Source organism: Desulfosporosinus acidiphilus SJ4, from assembly GCF_000255115.2.
Taxonomy (GTDB): domain Bacteria; phylum Bacillota; class Desulfitobacteriia; order Desulfitobacteriales; family Desulfitobacteriaceae; genus Desulfosporosinus; species Desulfosporosinus acidiphilus.
Window position 1 is genome coordinate 951,090 of the sequence record NC_018068.1, and the last position, 21,348, is coordinate 972,437.

Genomic DNA, 21,348 nt, shown 5'->3' on the forward strand with positions numbered 1-21,348 from the left:
GGAGTGTTAATGATGCTAAAGCAATTTATCAAGGGTGTTGCCATGCTGCTTGTAATGATTGTTCTGACAGGAATTGCTTATCCCTTAGTCGTGACGGGTCTTGCACAGCTGTTTTTTCCACATCAAGCGAACGGATCTTTGGTATATAAGAATGGTAAAGCGGTGGGATCACAGTTAATCGGACAGAATTTATCTGATCCTAAGTACTTCCAACCAAGACCTTCGGCTGCCGGAACAAATGGTTATGATGCGACAGCATCGGGGGGATCTAATTTAGGTCCTACGAATAAGGATCTCCTCAAGGCAGTGGCAGATCGGGCAAATACTATCCGCAGGCAAAACGGATTAAGCTCGAGCCAGGAGATTCCTTCGGATTTGGTGACTGCTTCGGCAAGCGGCTTAGATCCTGATATAACTCCGGAAGGAGCTATGCTTCAAGTTCCCAGGATAGCAAAATTAAGAAATCTGCCTGCTGCAACAATCAGAAATCTTGTCCAACAAGATACAACCCCACGGCAATTAGGGATTTTCGGAGAGCCGAGAGTAAATGTTCTTCGACTAAACCTTGATCTTGACGGCTTGACGAAATGAATTATAGCTAAGCGGTTAGTGTTTATACTTTTAACTGCTTAGCTTTACTTGCACTTATGCATAGAAAGTATAAACTAGCGTTATATACTTTCTGTGCATAAGTGCAGATAGGTTTCTGCCCACGCCAGCCAAGTTTTCTTTATTCAAAGGAGGATATCATGAGCGAGAAAAAACGAGTTAGTCCTGATGAACTTTTAGCTGATATAGAAGATGAGGCTAAGGGTAAACTAACGGTTTTCTTAGGCGCGGCTGCCGGTGTCGGCAAAACCTATGCCATGCTGGAAGTTGCCAGGGAAAGGCTCTCCGAAGGAATTAAACTGTCGGCTGGATGGGTTGAACCGCATGCGCGGCCAGAAACAATGGCTTTAATGGAGGGGATTCCTCAGATTGCCCCCAAAGAGATTGAGTATCACGGTAAAGTCTTAAAAGAGATGGACCTTGACGAAATCTTATCAATCCATCCTCAGATCGTCTTGGTGGATGAGCTTGCTCATACAAATGTCCCTAGTTCCCGGCATCTAAAACGTTACCAAGACGTCGAGGAACTTTTGGCAGCGGGAATCGACGTTTATACGACAGTAAATATTCAACATGTGGAAAGTTTTAATGACATTGTTGCTAAAATAACGGGAGTTACCGTGCGGGAAACGGTTCCTGATTCTATCCTTGAACATGCTAGAATACAGCTCATTGATATATCGACCGAAGCTCTAATTCAGCGTTTAGAAGAAGGTAAAATATACGTTCCTAACCAGGCGAAGCATGCGTTAGATAAATTTTTTCGCCCCGGGAATATCAATGCCCTGAGAGAACTATCCATGCGCTTTGCTGCTCAGAGGGTGGACCGGCAGTTGGAATCCTACATGCGGGTCCACGGCATAGAAGGGCCTTGGCCAGCCAGTGAACGGGTTATGGTTTGTATCAGCTCCAGCCCATTTGGTGAACGATTGATTAGAATGGGGAAACGAATTGCCGTAGGAATGAAGGCCGAACTGCTTGTCGTCTACATTGATACGCCTTCGAACCCTCTGAAAAATGAAAACCAAAAGGACCAATTGTCCAAAAGCTTGCATTTAGCTCAAGAGTTAGATGCAGAAACGATATCCTTGAGCGGCAACGATGTTGTCGAGGAACTGCTTGAGGTTGCACAGAAACGTAACGTAACCCAGATAATCATAGGGAAACCTGGTCAGCTTAAAATTCGGGAACGCTTTTCTAGCTCAATTGTCGAAAAGGTTCTGCGACAAAGTCAAAATATCAGCGTCCATGTTATACCGGGGGATGGACCTAAAACTAAGGAAGAACGGGAAAATAAGAAAACTGGTGTTAAAAAAACCAACGATCTTGTTCCATACTTGACTACTTTTGTATCCCTTGCAGTCATAACAGTCGTTGCTTGGTTAGGAAGTTCCGAATTGGGCCTCGTTAATACCGCGATGCTCTATTTACTTCCCGTACTTTTAAGTGCTGGGCGTTACGGAAAAAGGGTAGGTATTTTCACCTCTATTGTATCCGTCATTACCTATGACTTTTTTACCATTCCTCCAGTTCTAACATTTACAGTTGCTGATTTAAGGTACCTTGTTAGTTTTGCCATTATGATTCTCATTGGTTATTATTTGGGTAATTTGTCAACCCGCTTAAGAATACAGCTTATTAATTCCCGGCAGCGTGAGTCGCAAACGGCAGCTCTCTATTCCTTAAGCCGTGAGATTGCGGCAGTCTCTGATTTGGATTTTGTACTCGAAAGTGTTGTAAAAAAAGTATCGGATATAATTCGAGGTGAGGTTGTAATCTTAGTACCGGAAACGAACGGACAGTTATCTTTGCGGTCTTGCTCAAACCTGGAAACGGCGTTTGAAGAAAATGAAAGGGCAGTAGCCACATGGGTTTTTGAAAACAATCAGACAGCAGGAAAAGGTACCGATACCCTCGGGGGTGCCAAAGGATTTTACCTGCCGTTGGTCTCCGAACAGGGAATTTGCGGTGTTCTTGGAGTGCAGCAATCAAGTTCGGAAAGGTATCTGTCGGCGGAAAAAAGACGTTTATTGGATGCCTTTGCCAGCTTGACGGCGTTGGCCATAGCGAGAATATCATTGGTCGAAAAGGCAAGAGAGGCGCAATTGTTAAACGAATCAGAAAAACTGCGAACAGCATTGCTCAACTCTATCTCTCATGATTTACGAACACCTCTGGCTTCGATGATAGGTGCTGTAACAAGTCTCATTGAGAATGATAAACTTTTCGATGTAACCTCAAGGCAGGATCTTCTCGAGACCATTAAAATTGGCGCTATGCGCATGAATAAGCTGGTTAATAATTTACTTGATATGGCGCGGTTAGAAAGTGATATGCTTAAGTTAAATAAAGAATGGTGTGAGATTGATGAAATTATTAAAGAGGCAATCAAACATATTGATGAAGGCTTAGAAAATAAACGAGAAATAATATGTGAGATTTCTAATAAAGAGTTGTTGGTCAATGTGGACTTCATCTTGATTAAGCAAGTTCTTACAAATCTTTTGGATAATGCCATGAAATATTCCAAACCTGATAGCCGAATTTGTATCATCGTTAGAAATAATGAAAAACAAGTTGAGGTATCGGTACGTGACTGGGGCTTACCGATTCCACCAGAGGATTTAGAACATATTTTTGATAAGTTTTACAGAGTCCGTTCTCCGCGCCAGATTAGCGGTACAGGTTTAGGTTTGGCTATCTCAAAAGGAATTGTGGAGCTTCATGGCGGAAAAATACAGGCAGAAAATAATAGTGAGATCGGGGGAGTTACGATTTCTTTTACAATTCCACTTAGCAAAATACCCCCAAGAATTCCTGTGGAAGTAGGCGATGACAATGAATGAAAAAGGGAAACGAATTCTGGTTATTGATGATGAGCCTCAAATTCAGAGGCTTCTGAAGGTTTCCTTATCTGTACATGGTTATGAGGTATCTGAGGCAATTGATGCCAATGAAGGTTTGAGTAAGATTAAGCAGATGAAGCCGGATTTAATTGTTCTGGATTTAGGGCTTCCTGATTTAGACGGTATCGATGTTCTGACAAAGGTGCGAGAAACCTCGAAGGTCCCTGTAGTTGTTCTGACTGCTCGTGAACATGAAAATGATAAAATATTAGCCTTTGATTTGGGAGCAGATGATTATGTTACTAAGCCCTTTGGTATGGGGGAACTTCTGGCGCGGATTCGTAATGCACTAAGACACAGCAGCGATGTTAATGATGAAGAGATTTTGAAATTTGGGAATATTACCATCGATCAAGAGAATAGAGAAGTAAGAGTCAATGACAATCAGATTAAACTTACGCCAACAGAGTATCAATTAATAACCATGTTAGCCCAAAATAAAGGAAAAATAGTGACACATCACCAGCTCTTAAGCAAGATTTGGGGAGTTGATAAGGATGCAAATAGTCATTATTTAAGAATCTATATAGGGCAGTTAAGAAAAAAGTTAGAACAAGATCCTTCGGAACCAATCCACATTATCAATGAACCGGGAGTTGGATATAAGATCGTGTAGGACTCATTTGCAAAGATAATGATCTATAACTGGGTTGCGATTTGCTCCCCTTTTAAGTACAGGTTGAATATAAACCTGGTACTTGAAGGGGAGCGTTTTTATGTATTAACGAACTAATACCCATTACGAAACTTGACTATATCGCATGAACTTAAAGCAGGTTAAACATTTAAGGCAAAATTCTATTGAAATACAATATTATTGAAGTGCATATGACACTGGAGTTACTTTCCAGAGGGATAATGAATTAAGATTTAAAGAACATTAAGAAAATGATTGTTTAATTCATGATTAGCAATAAATATTCTTAAAAATTAAAAAAAATATAATTAATTAAAATTTAATTTACACTATTTTTAATTTACATTCAAATATTTAATCTTTATTTTTTATTTATGTCTATGAGAGCTATTTTTATTACAATTTTACATCATTTTTATATAATTTTTACGCACCTTTGCTCTATAATAGGGCTATATTATTGGGGGAAGTGAACTGGAAGTAATGTTCTTAAAATTGGAAGGATTGGTCCATAGAAGATAGGAAAGATAAGTGGATTAATTTTTAAAGTTTAAAGGTTTTATTTGAGAAGGAGATTGATATGTTTAGCGTTAAGAATTTAATTATTGGTAAGCCTCTTGAAAATTCATCACTAGCCCATGAGAAATTGACTAAAATTAAAGCATTAGCGGTGTATTCTTCCGATGCATTATCCTCGGTTGCTTATGCCACAGAAGAAATACTGTGGGTACTTGCCCCTATTGGCGCTTTTGCTCTGTCCTATGCACTTCCAGTCTCGGGAGTTATTGTGTTGCTTTTAGCAACTTTAATTATGTCCTATCGCAAAACAATTTTTGCCTATCCATCGGGTGGTGGGGCCTATATTGTTGCCAAGGACAATTTGGGCCAGCATGCCGGCTTAATTGCAGGAGCTTCATTGGTTATAGATTATATATTAACAGTTTCGGTAAGTATAGCATCCGGTGTAGCAGCCATTACCTCAGCATTTCCAAGCCTGCTGCCTCATACTGTAGCACTTTGTTTATTTTTTGTTTTATTCTTAATGGTCGTTAATCTTCGCGGGATTAAAGAGGCAGCTACTGTTTTTACGTTACCAACTTATATTTTCATTTTCTCGCTGTTAACGTTGATTGGTGTTGGCGTCTATAAACATTTCATGGGTTTGCCAATTTCCCCGGCTCCAGTGAATCCGGTCTTAGGCTCAACGCCTCAAAACTATATTACCTTGTGGATATTAGCAAAGGCTTTTTCTTCAGGTTGTACGGCTCTCACGGGGGTTGAGGCCATAAGTAACGGTGTCCCTAATTTTAAAGAACCTCGTTCACGAAATGCTGCGATAACTCTTGTCGCTATGGGAATTATTATTGTTTTTCTTTTTGGGGGAACTACGTTTTTAGCTCAAATTCTCCATGTAACACCGAACGCTGATGAAACGGTCATTTCGCAGATTGCCCGCGTATTAACTGGCAGAGGCTGGTTCTACTATTTACTACAAGCCAGCACCGCTGCGATTCTAATTCTGGCTGCTAACACGAGTTATAACGATTTTCCTTTAGTCTTTAGTCTAATAGCGAAAGATGGATATTTACCGCGGCAATTTTCCGCCCGTGGCGATAAGTTAGTCTTTTCGAATGGAATTGTAACTTTATCAATATTGGCGGCTTTATTGCTTTTTATATTTGGAGGAGATACCCATAACCTTCTTCCGCTCTATGCCATTGGAGTTTTTCTATCGTTTACCTTATCGCAAGTTGGGATGGTCGTTCATTGGCGTAAAATAAAGGAGGTTGGTTGGAAAACCAATATCATGGTTAATGGATTCGGAGCTACTTTAAGTGGGATTGTGCTTTTGATCCTGGCAACAGAAAAATTCATGAATGGTGCTTGGATCGTTATTGTCTTAATACCGTTATTGGTCTTGGCTTTCTTAAAAATCCATAAACACTATGTTGAAATTGCCAAAGAGTTGAGTGTTGATGGTCAAGTTTGTGAACATCCTGAACACATTAAAGTAATTGTCCCAGTTGCCACGTTTACGAGAGTTGTAGTTAATACTATTGAATATGCGACCTCCATCAGCAGCGACGTTACAGCTGTGCATATTGTACTTGATGAGGAGAAATCTGAGAAATTAAAATCAAGATGGGGTGAACGTTATCCCCATATTCCACTGGTTACGCTTCCTAGTCCTTATAGAGCCTTTTTATCACCTCTTCTTCAGTATTTAGAAGGCGTTGAAAAAACGATACAACCCCATGAGCTGATTATGGTGCTGATTCCGGAATTTATAACACATAAATGGTGGCAATATTTCTTGCATAATCAAACTGGGTGGGTATTAAAATCCGTACTATTTTTCAATAAAAATTATGTCATTGCCAGTGTGCCTTATCACATCAGTGAGCGGCAGAAGAAAATTGTTCCTCAATGAAAACTTTCGAATGCACATTAGAAATGATTACTATAAATTGAATTACAACAGGAATGTAAAAATTTCCCGAATTAACGCACAGTCAAAATCCCAATTATGAATCAGGGAGTAATGATATGAAAAAGGAAGGAAGACGAATCCTTGTTATTGATGAAGAAACACAAATTCGAAGGCTCTTGCGGGCAAATCTAACTGGCCAAGGATATGTTGTTAAAGATGTCGATACAGGAAAAGACGGACTTGATGCAGTGGCAAAGTTCGACCCCGATTTAGTCCTTTTGGATATAGAGTTGCCTGATATAAATGGATTTGATATGCTTCGCAAATTACGGGAATGGTCTCGAGTACCTGTGATCATAGTGTCTGTAAAAAAGCAGGAAAAAGATAAGATAACAGCCTTAGATATAGGAGCTCATGATTATTTGACCAAACCGTTTGGTATAGGTGAATTATTAGCACGTATACGAAAAACGTTGCGTCAGAAATCAGAGTCCGAAGAACATCATTTAAAATTTGATGATTTAATGATTGATCTGGCTCATCAACGAATATTTGTTGACGATAAGGAAATTATGCTCACCCCTATAGAATATAAAGTTCTGAGGAGTTTGGCTATTGACACTGGGATGGTTGTTACCTATAAATCTTTAATGCGTACTGTGTGGGGACCTTCATTTGAAAAGAAGATACCTTATCTACGAGTTATCATCGGGCAGATTAGACGTAAGTTAGAGCAGGAGCCATCCAGTCCACGTCATATTATAACTGAACCCGGGGTAGGTTACCGATTAGTATAAAGAATCCAATTTTATTGTGCACTAATGTATGTTAATGTTTAACAGAGGACAAATATTTATCTGATCGCCCCAACAATGACAATAAAAATTGGGGGGTTATCGAAAAATTATAATTGTCCTCTGGCCATTTATATCTTCATCAATTGCTTTAAACATCCTGTAATTATCGAAAATTCTCAGAACGTTATGTAAAATGCTAGGTCCGGTTATTCGTAGGGAAAGGGTTTTGGGACCGAGATACCAATTTTAAATTGATCAGGTACTGTATGTACCGGCCTTAGAGGCAGCCGGTTTCACGCTGAGAATCAGAGAGCCAGAGTGGTTTGAGCACCGTATGTTTAAAGGGTCTGACATAAACATCAACCTACACGTGTTCAGTGCGGGTGCTTCAGAGATCGAAAGAATGCTGCGATTCCGCGATTGGTTACGGGCCAACAAAATTGACAGTGACAAATACGCGCGGGTCAAACGGGACTTGGCTCAGCATGTGTGGCGGCACGTGGAGAACTACGCAAACGCTAAAACTTCTATAATCCAGGAAATTATGGAGCGAGCTAACGCAACAGAGTAGCCTGCTTGATATCGCTGTGCCTGCCGTTCTTACGTCCGTCCCACGCCCACCTCGCGCCCCGCTAAGCTCAAGAAGAAATAGCCACTTCGTTGTAAAGGCTAGCTAGCACAGTATTAGGGCTAGAGTGGACATTGACCCGGTATTTAGTTCTGGTTGTAGATAGAGTTATCTATTAATTGATTGTGGAGGTCTTTCAAGCCACCCTTCTTTAATAGATAATTTCACACTATCCAAATAATAGAACTTTAAGTCACTAGAAATTTTAGAAATCTTCAATATCAAATCATTTCTAAGGCATGAGGTTAATGCTTGCGTTATCATAGTAAAACAAAACATACCTAAACACATATTTACAAAGAATAACATTAACTTATCGGAAAATGGAGACGTTTCTATATCGGATATCTGATATTCACTCGATGATGACATTGGAATATTTTCTTCGTCAAGAATATGAGTTAATACATCTAGAACTCTTTGAATCTCGTCTCTACCTTTATTAAAATGTTGAGAGATGTGGTGTGTCTTAGATATTTTACTAAAAGCAACAAAAACCATTTTTGAAAACTGTGCTCGATCTATTATTTTAGACAAATTAGCAATCTCGCCAACATTAATAGGCCTACTATCACCGAAAATTCCCTTTAAAAAGTTCATTTTATCTACTAAATCAATTTCGTTATCTATGGCCACTTTCGGAAAGCTTAAATGAACGCCCTTCGATATCTTAACTTCTAAAATTATATATTGCATCTCAATATTATGTTCTAAGCTAGTCTGAAAATACTTTCTAACATCATTTCTTACACAATCAATTAACGCGTTTGAAAAAACGCTTATTGAGAATAAAACTAAATCGTAACAGAAAAACAATATAAAATTATCAGAAAAGATTTTGGGGGCTTCTGTGCATACATCATCATCTGTAAGGCCTAAGGGAACAGTAATGTTTTCCTGAACTAGAATATTAGCAATGTATTCAATACCCTTCCTTCGATGATTCAACATTTTTTGAATGATTTTTCTTATGTAAAGATCTTCTGTTGTCTCCAAAAAATATTCAAGAAATCTAATTTCCATGCTATTTTTCATAAATGCGGACCAAATAGCATAAATTTCATTGGCTGTTAAGGCTTCTTTACTTATTTCAGCATGCATAATCTCACTCCTTTGAACCTATTATTTCTCAAAGGGCAGATTTTATTTAGGAAATTTGTTTAAATAACTAGCAAACAGTCAAAAAGTTTCACGGGAAGAAGTACGTAAGATTGAAAAGCGGGTATTAACTGATGTGAAGTGTCATAACTAATAGAAAATGATTGGGAGGTTCAAAAGTGAAAGTTTCTATATATCCAATATCCGAGGAACGAAAAGGAGATTTTCTGCAGTTTTTTGATAATGTAGCTTTTACGGATAACAAAGAGTGGTCTGGATGCTATTGCCAGTTTTATCATTTTGATGATGAGCAATGGCAACAGCAGACAGAGGAAAAGAATCGACTATCCGCTATAAAACTAATCCAAGAGGATAGAATGAAAGGGTTTAATGGAAAAGGAATTTTGGCCGAATTCAATATTACTAACCCTCAGACCAACAACTAAAGAGGAATTTGAACAGTTTATTAATGATTGCACACCGGTGATACCGACAGACATTCAGGCAAGTTTACCATTAGAAATTTAGTCTAGGAATGTATCAGCTAATATAACAGAGATTGATGGCCACTCTAAAATTTGGGCTATTGCTGGGATCTTGAGCCAAAAGTATGGATTAAACGAGAATTGGCTCCAGAGAATCTTTGCATCATATATGCTTTACGAGGAACGTTTGCAACGGCCCGTTGAACCAACGGGATTTTTGAAGTCTGTCCCTATCTGAGTTTAATGTTGATGAAGAGAAGTGTTTTATTGTGAAAAAATTAAATAGAAGAATTAAAAAGAAAAGTATTTGGGCACTGGTATTTGTTTTGGCGCTATCAGGTTTTGCCAGTGCAATAGTAGGTTGTAGCAATATTCAGGAAAGCTCCGACAATCAACAAAAAAACTCCAACCGGGGGCTTGAACGTACCTCGGACCAGCTGGGCGGCTATGCCGAAAAATTATATCAATATCATGGAACTTATACCGGTAATAACTCTAATGTAGGGGCAATAGTTCATGCACTTAATTATACGGATCTGCCTATAAAATCCTTTGAACTGAAAACGGACAGTGAGCCATATGGGATTACGGTCAACTATCAGGTTGACAGCCGGGCTAATTATCGGTTTAGGGAGGATATTGAGACCGCCTGGAATAAAAATGCAGCCGTGATGTTCAGCTTGATTCCCAACGCTGGCGAAATTTCATTAAGGCTAAATGATCAATACGGGGAATTTTACGGGGCTTATTACAACCGGGAAAATTTAAGCGAACGGTACGGTATGGAGTATTTTACAGCCGATACGGTGAAACAGGCTACGGCCAGCCCAGATTCTTTCGCGAATTTCCTGAACAAGGTTTCAGTTATCAAAAATATCGAGGATTCTTACAGCGAATTACAAAAACAAAGTATGGAGAGGGATAAGCAGATCTATTCTGTGATTGGAGATGACCGTGAAATCACTCCAAATAGCAGCGTTAACTTCCCGGTAATTATTACGAATGATTTTGCTGTGAGTCCTCCCATCAGAGAACTAACGGACCAAAAAGAACTTTTCGGTCAATACAAAGGCAAAAAAATCGATTTTACTATTTATAATATCAACAACTTTAAGTCAAACAACACGACATTTTATCTGTTTGCTTTTGATGGAACAAAAATGATCGCTTATATCGACTTAAAAACAGCAGCATCCGAGCAAAATGCCATTAGAACGTTCACTGCGTTACAGAAATAACCTGACTACAAAACTATGCGGTGGGACCGTTAAAGTAAATAATTCCAAGGTAGTTAAAAACGGAACTTTGTATTTCACTGAATATCGTTTTTGAATGTTTTTTGATGGAGAATTAAAGTATGAAAAATAAAATAGTACTATCTATTTTTATTTCCGTAAGTATTTTAAAACTCCAAAAAGCGGTTGGAGGATTGAAAGTGAAGGAACAGGACCATAAGTAATAAGCAATGTTATCTATGCTTCTTAAACCATGACGCTTACGTAGGAAAATGTGCACAAAAATTGGCGTTACTGCATTGTAATTCAATATAATTAGGTAGTAAGACCTCGAAATTATTAACTGCCTTTCGACTGATGAGCCTCGGAGAACATAACATATAGATACTATATTCTGGAGTATTAAGTATAAGTATATACCATCCCCGGTTCATTACCGGGGATGGTTAATTTTAATAACTCACATAGGTTATTCTTCTGACAGGGATTCTTACTACCGACTGAATTCCATCGATCGGGTTTCCGATATTGGAGAATAATCGAGCATTAGTTACAAATACTACACCGTCAATAACGCCGCCGTAATTTCCAACCCATGTGCTTGAATCAGTACCAATTACAACCCTGGCTCCGATCGGTAGAGTGTCAAATAGTATAGCATTAAATGGTGGTGCTCCGAAAGGGGGGACGCCAAAAGGGGGAAATCCCAAACCTGCCATAACATTATCTCCTTTTATTTTAATTTTGGCTTTTCGAGCCAATATAAGATGAGAAAGGAGATGCTTATGTGGGATTTCTAATACATACTATGTAACTTGTCTCTTGAATGTGAAAGTGAATTGATACGTACCTTTATTGCTTAATGAATTAATCGCTGCGGGTAGATATTCAAGCGGAAACTCGGGCGGCTCTTTGCAGGTTTTGGAGTGAAAAGGAGAAAAACGGACTGGGCACTTTATACGTTAAGTGGCAAAGGAGTGATTAAAGAGCTCTGGTTTTAAATAGCTAAGCCCTAATAATCTACAAATTCCTGTCGTTGCTATAATTAGCGGGCAGGGATTTTATATGACAGATTCTTTATGTAACTTTCCTCCTCCATTTTTGCTCCTGAAGTCTACAGCTAAGCATGTAGGCTTTATTTTTTGTGAGAGGAAAACATGAAGTTTCAGAAAATTGACTTGGAAAATTGCCCGATAGTTGCTTGATTTAGTTTAACAGAAATTTTAAAAAACTATCACAATATGTTAAAACTTTGATCAAATATCTTGGTTATCTTAAATGGTAACCACTTGGTTATAACCAAGTGAAAAAAGTTTTATGCAGGAGGTTTTTGTCATGGAAAGTGAAAAGTATTCAACTGAAAATGGCAATGTTATTCAATCAGTAAGCAATCAATTAAACAGGACTAAAAAATTCTCCAAAAAATCAATTGTAATAGGAATTACCGGACTTTGCTTTGTCAGTGCGGTAGGAGGCGGAATGGCGACAATTGCCTTTGCTCCTTCTTATTATCACAATCTGAAAACTCCAACCTCAATGGTAGCCACAACCACAATGTCTCGCTCGTCAATACCGTCAGCCATTAAATTAGGTACAGATCAAACCGGAAATTATCCCACAGAACAAATCGCTCAGCAAGTTGGTCCCGCAGTTGTGGGTATTGCGAACTATCAATCCCCGCAAAATTCTTTTGGAGATTCAAATCCTCAGGAAGTAGACAGCGGATCGGGCTTTATCATTGATGCTCATAAAGGGTATATAGTGACAAATAATCATGTAATTGACGGAGCCCAAAAAATAATGGTCAATTTAAGTGACGGACGAAACGTTCAAGCTAAGCTTATCGGAGCGGATCCCCACACAGATCTGGCTGTCTTGCAGATCTCTGCCGATAAACTAACGCAAGTCAATCTGGGAGATTCCACCAAAATCCAGGTGGGAGAACCAGTGGTAGCTATTGGAAATCCTGGAGGGATACAATTTGCTCGTTCAGAGACTGCCGGTATTATCTCTGCCACAAATCGTCAACTGGATATAACAGGAGAAGACAGTTTTAACCTAATTCAAACAGATGCGGCGATTAATCCGGGAAACAGTGGCGGGCCACTCGTAGATTATAGTGGTAATGTAATAGGAATTAATTCTGCAAAATTTGCTCAATCCGGATTCGAAGGAATGGGCTTTGCGATTCCTATTTCCGATGCCTTACCTACAATTGAACAGCTAATTAAAACTGGTGCAGCCCAACATCCGGCGCTGATGGTATCAATTAATGACCAATATGATAATTATGCTCAATATAATAACCTACCTCAAGGAGCCTACATCTCATCTGTTTCACCTGGCGGTCCGGCGGCTAAAGCTGGTTTGCAAACAGGGGACATTATTACCAAAATTAATAACCAAGAAGTACAAAATTCCGCTGATCTTGTTCACGATCTTTATCAGTATCAGGTTGGGGACGCTGTTACAGTGACATATATCCGCAATGGCCAGACAAATCAAGTTCAAGTAACCCTTGGTGAGATTAGCTCAAATCAATAACTTCTATAAATAAAGTTTTTTTGCCCTCACTTCTAAGTGGGGGCATTTTGCACTTTGAATAATTATTCAAAGCGAATGATTAGATTTTTGATTTTGCTGGTCTGCATATGCAACATTACGATGACCTTCAGGCTCAGAACTATCACCTATATTATAGTTATTTAATATTATCACTATGACAGATGATGACATATATTGTCGGATTCATTGATTCCAATTAACGCCAAGAATATAATAGAAATTGAGATAGAGTAATGTCTGAAAACTATCATTTGGAATAAGAGAATGAATGATCTTTCCATTAGAGCTATTTATACATACTAAATAAAATCATGTAACAGGAGGGAAGACTTATGGATGCACCTATAAGAATAGTACTACTTCGTGATGCCGATAAATGTGAAATTAATTCCGAATTAATGGACGCCAGAAATAAATTTACTGTAGGACAGTTGGAAAATGAATATTATCGGTGGTTAGATCAGTTAGCATAATCATACTGAAGCGACTCCAGCTAATAAATTACTGAGGTCGCTTTTGTTTTTTGCGGAAAGAAGACTCGCGTCCTCTGTTAATTAACGTTTTACAGATTGGAGCAGCTAAAGGAACATTATGTTTATTTTTAAGTAAGTGAGTTAGTTTCATAATTCATACCCCTTGATATAAGCGGGCTTTTTACCCGTAAAAAAAGGAGTACCTCCCCAAAATCTCGAAAGTGTAAGTGACCAAACAAACACCGAGAGGTTGAAAGGAGAACTCCCAATGTTTAGTATTCGCCAAGAACGTCTATTTTCCTTGGAAGAAATCTTAGAAATGTCACCGAAAGAATCGTATCCGCTTCTATTGGATCCGCTGAATATTACTCCTTTGTTGAGAGTGGTTTCAAAAAAGGCATTTTTGGGAGCTCCAACCACGCTTAACTATTCAGCCATGATCTATTCTTTATTCATTCGAGTGATCGAACGAATTCCTACGATCAAAGATTTACGAAAACGATTAAAAAACAGCTTGGAATTCCGTTTCGACTGCGGCTTTACGATGGCTGATGCAGTTCCTAGCGAGTCCTCTTATACTCGAATGATTCAAAAAATCAAGGGTTCTTCTGCTTTGGAAAAAATTCAAAATGAACTAGTCTCTCAGGCGTTTCAAGAAGGCTTCATCGATGGGGATGTTATAGCCATCGATGCTACTCATATTGAAGCGAGAGACCGTAAACCTGAGAAAAAGAAAGACGAAGAGGTTCCAGTCAAGCAAACCTCCAAAAAACGCGGACGAAAACCCAAATCGGAACGGGAGAAATGGCTCAAAGAACAACAGGAACTGGAAGAGAATCGACCCCTCTTTGAGAAGAAAATTGAAGCTCAACTTCCTCTTGATTTCAAGACGATCGAACAGCAAATCCCGCAAGATCCTCACTGGGGAATTAAGAAAAACTCCGAGGGCAAAAACGTCTTTTGGTTCGGGTTCAAAGGTCATCTTCTCGTGGACTGTAAAAGCCAATACATTTTAAAGTCCTTACTTTCCTCGGGAAATGTCAATGATGGCAAAATGGCGATTCCTCTACTCAAGGCTCTTCATGAACTTCACCCCCAGCTGAAGCCTTCCTATTCGCTTTTGGATGCTGGTTACGATTACAGCCCAATTTACCAACAAGCAAAAGCCATGGGGTCAAGGGCCCTGATTGATTACAATCCACGCAATGAACAACTACCCGAAGACAAGGACAAATACTTTTGCCCTAAGTGTCAAGAAGGTCATTCCTACCGATATGATAGCTATGATTCCCGATACGACACGTTGAAATATACTCAACCCAAGAAGTGCAAAGAGTGTCCTCTGAAAGAAAACAACCAGTGTCAAAAGGTATTCAAGGTTAAGGTTTCCTCAGACCCCAGAAAATACACCGTTCCAGCCAGAGGAAGTGGGCGCTACTTTGAACTCTATAAACAGAGAACAGCCGTAGAACGTGTTAATGCTTATCTCAAAGAGTACTTTCAGTTAAACAACATTCGACATCGAGGAAACGTAGCCAAAATCGACTTCGAGTTTTCTATCCTGACCTATACCCTCTGCAAATTAGCCGTAGACCGATTGAACAAGTTCAAACGTATAGCTGCAGCATAAATCTTCAAAAAATGTTACTAACGAAATTCTGAAGGTCTGAGCTTTAACAATTAAACATTATGAAATTGACTCAAGTATATTTAGTTGTCATATTGAAGGGGAAGAAAACAGAAATTCAGACATAGAAGGTGTGATTGAAAACGTTAATGTTCACTTGAGTTATGCCTACTGGATTTATAGGTGAGGGGGGAGTTTAAATTAATAAGTATCATTCAATTTATCGAGTTGTTGAACGGATTGCCATAGTAACTATGGTAATAATAATCCTGGTATTTGGCGGTTTAAAGGATTCGCGGAGCAGTGTTGTTGTCAGGTATGATAATATGGAGTCAGCCAAACAATATCTTGACGGCAATCCATTTGAAGATATCTCAATGATGCATATTTACAAACAAATATTTGGCCTTAGTTCTTTTAGTAAAGACCAGAAAATAAAGCTGACAGAATTTCAGCTTGGACTTAATAGAGCTCATGAAATTAGAGTGATGACCATGGAGGTTATTGATACATCAAATTCCACTCCGAAAAAATACTTGATGCTTTACAACAGAGATACCAATTACTTTAATGTCGGAGAAATTTCCGGAGATCAGAGGGATTCTGGGTACTCTGCTGTCGAAATCTTATCAAAGTTCGATAAGGATAAGAATCAGATAATGTTTCCCCAGGGGAATTACAGGTATTATACACTTCGCTTTTATTCGATAGGATCTATGGGAGTCGCCAACAATGTGTATCTCATTAAGCAGGAAGGTGCTATTAAGACACGGAATCCGAATGCAGAAGGGTTTATTTACATGGTTTATGGAGAGCCTATAGAAAAAATGGATTCTCCGAGTTTTTATATTATGTCATATTAAGTTGCTCAATATTTTTTTAGAGGCTGTCCCCGGTGTGAGTATGGAAACTCTATCGAGGGGGCCTCTTTGTATTTAATGTGCACTCTTTAATGGCAAGTTGCTCAAAGAGGCATTGCTTATTCTAAAGTATTTAGAAGGAATTTTGCTGTCTTTTGTATAATTCTATTAGTTTCTGATTGGAGTGATTCCTCACCAAATTAAAGTTGTTAATCTTAATTTCTTATTGTTTTCTTATATTTTCTTAAACTATTAGGTGTTAAGTGTTCAAGAAATATATGATTCAAGGGACAGGGGGAATATTGTTTGGATAAGTTAACCCGGCAGCGCGATATTGTTAAACATATAGCCAAAGAACCCTGGGTTTTTACGAGCTCGAGTTTGTCGGAGAAACTGGGAGTAAATCTGGTGACAGTTCAACGAGATTTGCAGGACTTAAAAGATAACGGCTATAACTTTAGGCAGGATCAAACGGGGGCTCTTTATTTAGAGGAAGGAGGTTGGAACGGAGTACCTCCTGTAAATAAAACAACGCTTCGTCAAATGGAAATCTTACGACTTTTGACAGCGAACTCCCAAGGGCTACAACTCAGCGATCTTTATCTGAGATTCAACCGGCATGATGAAGAAGAAGTCAGCTATAAAACGTTGGAACGTGCTGTTAAAGATCTCCAGAAAAAGAAATTCATTAAACGTGACGGTGAAGCGTATGTAGTCTACTCAGACTATATGCTTCTTCCACTCCAACTTTCGGAGCAGGAGAAGATCCTTCTTTTTCGAGCCTTAGAACTTGGATGTGCCTTGGCTCCGATTCCCGAAGATATGAAATCACTGGAAGCAAAACTTAGACTTCGGATAGGAGATACTGCGAAGACTCGGGAAACACTATTTGTGCATGGCAGAACACCCAGCCAAGATATCCACCGAAGCAAATATTGTATGGAACTTGAAGATGCTGCACGCTGTAAGAATAAAGTCGCTATTCTTTATCGCAAAGACGATGAACCAGCTCGGGAACTTCAGTTAAACCCTTTAGGGATTGTTTATTATTGGGTATTGGACAATTGGTATCTTGTGGCGCAAGATGAATTTGGTCAAAAGATAAAAACCTATCAAATAAACCGTATTTTGGATGTAGAGAGGTTGGAAGAAGCATTTACGCCGGTGGCAGGATTTGACCTGCGAAATTGGTTTCGGAATGCTTGGGGAGTTTATCGGGATGAGAAACCCAGACCCGTAAAGATTCGATTTTATGATCATTTTTCCACATTGAACCGGGTAAGAATGGAACTCGCTCAGCGAAAGTCTTGTCAATTGATAGAGGAAGAAGGAAGCCTTTTAATGATCGATCAGGTTGAGGGGCTGGATGAATTGGCAGTTTGGCTGCGCGGGTTTGGTTCAACTGCGGAGGTTCTTGAACCCATAGAGCTTCGGGAAAAAATGAAGGATCAATTATTACAGCTCTTGCATCTATATGGAGGTAATTCGGATGGACATGATTGAACGTCTTGAAAAGATTATGGCTTTAATTGAAACCCATCCGGAGGGATTAACAGGAAAGGCTTTATCGGAAGCCTGCGGTGTTCCTTGGGGGACAATGAAGCAAGATTTAAGGGTGATGGCTTTTTCTCCTGAGAATTTCCCTTTGTATACGGATCACGATGAGAGCGCTGATGAGAGTGGAGAGGATCTGCTGAACCCTGAAGTTAAGTGGTTTTTGGGGACAGCAGGAAAACAGTATACTCCGGTACACCTTAACATTAGAGAAGCCCTCGAGGTGTTAGGCGCCTTAGAGTTTCTTCAAGAAGAAACCTCCCTAAAAGAACGTTTGAAACAAAAAATACTCTCCGGTTTTGATCTGGGCAATGAGGAGACTTATCGCTGCATCAAAGGGGACTTTACTCCTCTAGAGCCCATTAAAGGCGAAATCTTTGCCTGCATCGAGAAAGCAATTCAGACGAGCCAGCAACTGCTGATTACATTTAATGGCCGAGTCGTGACGGTAGATCCCTTAGGAATTGTCTACTATTCGCGTTTGCGAAAATGGTATCTTGTTGCAAGACAAGGAGACGTAATTAAGAATTATAATCTAAATAATATCAACAAAGTCAGTAAGAGTAATTCGCTCTTTGTCTATCCTGAGGGATTTTCGTTGAAGACGTGGTTCGGACCTCGTTGGGGAGTAGAGTACGGTGAACTTATTAAGGTTAAAGTGCGTTTTCTTAATCGTTCGCAAACTTTAGCTAAGGTGCGTAAAGACGTTGCCCATCGCACCAGTAAACTGACTCTCCAGGAAGATGGATCTCTTATTTTTGAAGACGATATAATCGGGGTCAATGAATTTGTAAACTGGATTCTTGGTTTTGGCTCAGCCGCAGAGATCTTGGAACCTGTTGAATTGCGAAAGCTTGTTCTTAAACATATCTGCAAGACGTTGGAGAATTACTGATTAACAATCCCCTGTCCAAATCAGATGATACAATTGAAGCAGCAAGGACCGTATTAGAGAGGATGAACTAAATGCTGAAAGAATGTAAGAATGGGGAGCGGTTTGAAGGAACTGTCCTTGTCAATGAGTGGAAAGAGGTTCCTTTTCGCCAAAAACCCGGTGCCTTCTTAACTTTGACCTGCCAAGACCGCTCGGGCGTCATGCAGGGGAAGATGTGGGAGTTTCCTCCGCAAGTCCTTAATTGGTTAAAGGAAGAGTATGATATATTTTATATACGAGGCGCGGTTTCTGAATACCGAGGAACTTTGGACCTCACAATTGAGGAGATATGCTTAATACCTAAAGAAGAGATAGATTTAACGGCATTGCTGCCGAGTTCTCCAATTTCCGAGAACGAGTTAGAAAACAGATTGCAGACCCTTCTGGACAAGGTCAGCAATCCTGAACTAAAGAGTTTGCTCAAACAGTTTTTGGATCATCCCCAATGGGGCAGGGCTTATCGACAGGCCCCCGCTGCTGTAAAAGTTCATCAAGCCTATCTTCGGGGCCTTTGGGAGCATAGTGTCAGAGTAGCGGAACTTGCCCAGGGGATTGCCGGACATTTTCCGAGCATAGATCAAGATTTGATTATAACCGGGGCCCTCTTGCATGATGTAGGAAAAATGGGGGAATATTCCTACGACCGGGGAATTAAATTTACAACGGAAGGAAGGCTCTTGGGTCATATTATCCTGGGATTGGAACTTATTGTCGGAGAGATCTCAAAGATTTTGGAGTTTCCTCAAGAGCTGCGTTATAAACTTCTTCATATCATTTCCAGTCATCATGGTAAATACGAATGGCAATCCCCTAAGCGCCCCAAGATAATGGAAGCTTTGGTCATTCACCATGCTGATGTCATGGATGCAGAACTTTATCAGTTTGAACAGGCAAGGAATGACTATCCCGATAATGAATGGTCTCCCTATATTCCCAGCATGGAACGTTTCTTGTTTTTAAAATAATAAGCCTAAGTCAACATTCGATTGCTTGATGATCCCAGAAACGATTGGCTATAAGACGCAGACAAAAGGGATGGTTTCCCCAGGTATCAAAATCATCGAGGGAAAGCATTAGGGCATAGGCTTGTTGGGCTATGCGAAGCAGTGGGTAATTTTTGGCGATATAAGCCAGAACAGAGAGGATGGCCTCGCAGCGCTCCGGATAGAATAAATTCTGAATATAACGGTGGCTATGAGGACTTAGGCAAAACTTCGCTAAATCAGAGGACAAGGGCTGAAGTTCATTCAGCGAAAATGAGATTACTTCAAATTGAGGTAAATCAGCTAAGACATCAGCTGTCAGCAAAAATTTAAGTAAATGTTCTTGGACTTCAGCCGAAGGAAACGAGATAATTCCAGGTGTTTCAGATAGAATACGAATACGCAGAACATTGGATTTCAAAAATTTATTGTCTATGAATAGATTTGGGAAATGCTTGGCTAGACAGCAAATTAGTGTTGCTATTAACTGGTTGCCCTGGCAAGCCTGCTGTTCCCAATAGGGTAATAGGCGAATAATCTCTTCGGCTTGAGATTGTTCAGGGCGTTCAAAGATTTTGTCTAAGACTTGGCAGTCGAAGATAGTACGCAGGGATTCAGAGGTTGGGTTCGAAAGCAGAGTCCGTCGGAATTCCGGGTGGACCGCAACCTGTATTCCTTTGTTTTCTGGGCGATTCATGGAAGAGCCCCCCCTGTTGTTAGTATCGAAAAGCTAAAGGATTCTATGGTATAGTTTATGTGGTTGGCGAGGTTCTATCCTGGGTTTCAAGGTATTAAATAGAATATTGTCAAAGCAGTGTCCTAAAATAAAGTTGAAAAGAGGAAACCACAATGCGTAGAGAAGACAAGGAAATTACTGATCAATTAGTGATGAATGAAATCATGAGAAAGGCTCAGGTTTGCCGTTTAGGTGTGTCCTATAACGATATGCCTTATATTATTCCCATGAGCTTCGGCTACGATCATGAGAATCGTGTCTTGTATTTTCATTCCGCTCCTGCGGGACTGAAATTATTAATGCTTAAAGAAAATCCCCAAGCTTGTTTTGAAGTGGACGTTGAGAGTCAGGTTGTTCCAGGAGAACTGGCCTGTGATTGGACGATGCGATATCAGAGTGTTATCGGTTTCGGCGAAGTGCAATTTATTGAGGAAATTGAAGAAAAGCAAAAAGCCTTAAGAATAATCCTACAACAGTATACTGACCGGGAACTGTCGTTTAAAGAAGAAGGTTTAGCGAAGATAACAATTTTTAAACTAAATGTGTTTACAATGACAGGAAAAAAATCCGGGTATTGAGCTAAACCTAACTCTAAGTAAAATCGTTAAATTTAATGTTATAGAAATTTCCTAAGCGATTGAAATGATATTTTATTGTTTAAAATGACAATTGTTATCGAATAAGAATTTAATGAGCTGATTAATAGCAAAAATTACTCTATTTTGTTTGTACGTGCATTATTTTAGAAGGATTCTTTTAAAGGGATAATACACTTGAACATAGAATACAT

At 39.4% G+C, this 21,348-nt stretch carries 19 protein-coding genes; 16 read left to right on the plus strand and 3 right to left on the minus strand.

Features of this window, described 5'->3' with window-relative positions:
• The first annotated feature begins 9 nt into the window (after nucleotides 1-9).
• The 6 genes from kdpC to DESACI_RS04410 all read left to right on the plus strand — a co-directional run bounded on the left by kdpC (nucleotide 10) and on the right by DESACI_RS04410 (nucleotide 7,951).
• A complete protein-coding gene (gene kdpC, locus DESACI_RS04385) occupies nucleotides 10-591 on the plus strand; it encodes a potassium-transporting ATPase subunit KdpC (RefSeq protein WP_014825962.1) in 582 nt (193 codons plus the stop codon).
• A 158-nt stretch (nucleotides 592-749) separates the two neighbouring features.
• Nucleotides 750-3,455 (plus strand): sensor histidine kinase, encoded by a 2,706-nt coding sequence (locus DESACI_RS04390; protein WP_014825963.1) that lies wholly within the window; start codon nucleotides 750-752, stop codon nucleotides 3,453-3,455.
• Entirely contained in the window at nucleotides 3,442-4,131 is a 690-nt protein-coding gene (locus DESACI_RS04395) for a response regulator (RefSeq protein ID WP_242833121.1), read from the plus strand. Before DESACI_RS04390 ends, DESACI_RS04395 begins: the two co-directional genes overlap by 14 nt.
• A 601-nt stretch (nucleotides 4,132-4,732) precedes the next feature.
• Nucleotides 4,733-6,583 (plus strand): APC family permease, encoded by a 1,851-nt coding sequence (locus tag DESACI_RS04400; RefSeq protein ID WP_014825965.1) that lies wholly within the window; start codon nucleotides 4,733-4,735, stop codon nucleotides 6,581-6,583.
• Between the two features lie 116 nt (nucleotides 6,584-6,699).
• Nucleotides 6,700-7,380 (plus strand): response regulator, encoded by a 681-nt coding sequence (locus DESACI_RS04405; RefSeq protein WP_014825966.1) that lies wholly within the window; start codon nucleotides 6,700-6,702, stop codon nucleotides 7,378-7,380.
• A gap of 262 nt (nucleotides 7,381-7,642) precedes the next feature.
• The gene (locus DESACI_RS04410; RefSeq protein ID WP_282434168.1) at nucleotides 7,643-7,951 is read left to right on the plus strand and encodes a GrpB family protein; all 309 of its coding nucleotides are present in this window, start codon (nucleotides 7,643-7,645) and stop codon (nucleotides 7,949-7,951) included.
• A gap of 165 nt (nucleotides 7,952-8,116) precedes the next feature.
• Here the strand turns inward: DESACI_RS04410 and DESACI_RS04415 are convergent, their stop codons facing one another.
• Nucleotides 8,117-9,109, minus strand: a complete 993-nt coding sequence (locus DESACI_RS04415; protein ID WP_014825967.1) for a DUF3231 family protein — start codon at nucleotides 9,107-9,109, stop codon at nucleotides 8,117-8,119.
• Nucleotides 9,110-9,285: 176 nt separating this feature from the next.
• Here DESACI_RS04415 and DESACI_RS04420 point away from each other — a divergent pair, with 176 nt between their 5' ends.
• Nucleotides 9,286-9,552: a hypothetical protein gene (locus DESACI_RS04420; RefSeq protein WP_014825968.1), complete on the plus strand. Its 267-nt coding sequence runs from the start codon at nucleotides 9,286-9,288 to the stop codon at nucleotides 9,550-9,552.
• 308 nt (nucleotides 9,553-9,860) lie between these two features.
• A complete protein-coding gene (locus DESACI_RS04425; RefSeq protein WP_014825969.1) occupies nucleotides 9,861-10,829 on the plus strand; it encodes a DUF4825 domain-containing protein in 969 nt (322 codons plus the stop codon).
• Nucleotides 10,830-11,278: 449 nt separating this feature from the next.
• Here DESACI_RS04425 and DESACI_RS04430 read toward each other — a convergent pair whose 3' ends face one another.
• Entirely contained in the window at nucleotides 11,279-11,545 is a 267-nt protein-coding gene (locus tag DESACI_RS04430; protein WP_014825971.1) for a hypothetical protein, read from the minus strand.
• Between the two features lie 616 nt (nucleotides 11,546-12,161).
• Between DESACI_RS04430 and DESACI_RS04435 the strand changes: the two genes are divergently transcribed.
• The 7 genes from DESACI_RS04435 (at nucleotide 12,162) to DESACI_RS04460 (ending at nucleotide 19,804) form a co-directional block, all read left to right on the plus strand.
• Nucleotides 12,162-13,370: a S1C family serine protease gene (locus DESACI_RS04435; protein WP_014825972.1), complete on the plus strand. Its 1,209-nt coding sequence runs from the start codon at nucleotides 12,162-12,164 to the stop codon at nucleotides 13,368-13,370.
• A gap of 353 nt (nucleotides 13,371-13,723) precedes the next feature.
• Nucleotides 13,724-13,864: a hypothetical protein gene (locus tag DESACI_RS24745; protein ID WP_014825973.1), complete on the plus strand. Its 141-nt coding sequence runs from the start codon at nucleotides 13,724-13,726 to the stop codon at nucleotides 13,862-13,864.
• A 268-nt stretch (nucleotides 13,865-14,132) separates the two neighbouring features.
• The gene (locus tag DESACI_RS04440) at nucleotides 14,133-15,494 is read left to right on the plus strand and encodes an IS1182 family transposase (protein ID WP_014825334.1); all 1,362 of its coding nucleotides are present in this window, start codon (nucleotides 14,133-14,135) and stop codon (nucleotides 15,492-15,494) included.
• Nucleotides 15,495-15,745: 251 nt separating this feature from the next.
• A complete protein-coding gene (locus DESACI_RS04445; RefSeq protein WP_014825974.1) occupies nucleotides 15,746-16,354 on the plus strand; it encodes a hypothetical protein in 609 nt (202 codons plus the stop codon).
• 303 nt (nucleotides 16,355-16,657) lie between these two features.
• Nucleotides 16,658-17,854 carry a helix-turn-helix transcriptional regulator gene (locus DESACI_RS04450; RefSeq protein WP_014825975.1) on the plus strand — a complete coding sequence of 399 codons (1,197 nt, stop codon included), beginning with the start codon at nucleotides 16,658-16,660 and terminating at the stop codon, nucleotides 17,852-17,854.
• Nucleotides 17,841-18,800: a helix-turn-helix transcriptional regulator gene (locus DESACI_RS04455; protein WP_014825976.1), complete on the plus strand. Its 960-nt coding sequence runs from the start codon at nucleotides 17,841-17,843 to the stop codon at nucleotides 18,798-18,800. Before DESACI_RS04450 ends, DESACI_RS04455 begins: the two co-directional genes overlap by 14 nt.
• A 71-nt stretch (nucleotides 18,801-18,871) precedes the next feature.
• Nucleotides 18,872-19,804, plus strand: coding sequence for a 3'-5' exoribonuclease YhaM family protein (locus DESACI_RS04460; RefSeq protein ID WP_014825977.1), 933 nt, complete (start codon nucleotides 18,872-18,874; stop codon nucleotides 19,802-19,804).
• 10 nt (nucleotides 19,805-19,814) lie between these two features.
• On the opposite strand, the gene DESACI_RS04465 is transcribed toward DESACI_RS04460, so the two are convergent.
• Complete coding sequence (locus DESACI_RS04465; RefSeq protein WP_014825978.1) at nucleotides 19,815-20,519, minus strand: hypothetical protein; 705 nt, start codon at nucleotides 20,517-20,519, stop codon at nucleotides 19,815-19,817.
• A 152-nt stretch (nucleotides 20,520-20,671) separates the two neighbouring features.
• Between DESACI_RS04465 and DESACI_RS04470 the strand changes: the two genes are divergently transcribed.
• Nucleotides 20,672-21,136, plus strand: a complete 465-nt coding sequence (locus DESACI_RS04470) for a pyridoxamine 5'-phosphate oxidase family protein (protein ID WP_014825979.1) — start codon at nucleotides 20,672-20,674, stop codon at nucleotides 21,134-21,136.
• Nucleotides 21,137-21,348 lie beyond the last annotated feature (212 nt).